The following is an 862-nucleotide window of genomic DNA, read 5'->3' as shown; positions in this document are numbered from 1 at the left end:
GTCCCGGATCCCGGGCCCGGGGAGGTGCTGGTGGACGTGCTCACCTGCGGGGTGTGCCAGACCGACCAGCACTACGTGGAGGGCGGGGTCGGCGACGACTTCCCCTACCTGCTGGGCCACGAGGCCTCCGGGATCGTCGCCGCGGTCGGGGAGGGCGTCACCGAGGTCGCCGTGGGGGACAAGGTGATCCTGAACTGGCGGGCGGTGTGCGGGCAGTGCCGGGCCTGCCGCAAGGGGGAGCCCTGGTACTGCTTCGACACCCACAACGCCGTCCAGAGGATGACCCTCGAGGACGGGACGGAGCTGACCCCGGCGCTGGGCATCGGCGCGTTCGCGGAGAAGACCCTGGTCGCGGCCGGGCAGTGCACCAAGATCGAGGGCGAGTTGGAGGACCACCAGTACGCGGCGGTCGGGCTGCTCGGGTGCGGGGTGATGGCCGGGATCGGGGCGGTGCTCAACACCGCGGCCGTGCGGCGCGGGGAGTCGGTGGCGGTGATCGGCTGCGGCGGGGTCGGCACCGCCGCGGTCGCCGGGGCCGCCCTGGCCGGGGCCACCACGATCATCGCGGTGGACCTCGACGACGACAAGCTGGCCACCGCCAAGCGCTTCGGGGCCACCCACACGGTCAACTCCCGCACCCAGGAGCCGGTGGCGGCGATCCAGGAGCTCACCGGCGGGTTCGGGGCCGACGTGGTGGTCGACGCGGTGGGCATCGCCGCGACCTTCCGGCAGGCGTTCGAGGCGAGGGACCTGGCCGGGCGGATGGTGCTGGTGGGGGTCCCCGCCCCGGGGACCACCTGGGAGATCCCGCTGGACGAGGTGTTCGGCCGGGGCGGGGCGATCAAGTCCGCCTGGTACGGCG

Annotated in this window: 1 protein-coding gene; it reads left to right on the top strand. The window is 74.0% G+C overall.

Features of this window, described 5'->3' with window-relative positions; translation table 11 throughout:
* On the top strand, positions 1–862 hold an 862-nt coding region (locus IEW07_RS20740), incomplete at both ends, for a zinc-binding dehydrogenase (protein ID WP_188540686.1).

This window comes from Kocuria dechangensis, from assembly GCF_014636775.1.
GTDB classification, from domain to species: Bacteria; Actinomycetota; Actinomycetes; order Actinomycetales; family Micrococcaceae; genus Kocuria; species Kocuria dechangensis.
The sequence above is the reverse complement of the archived record's forward strand: the minus strand, read 5'-3'. Positions and strand labels throughout refer to the sequence as shown.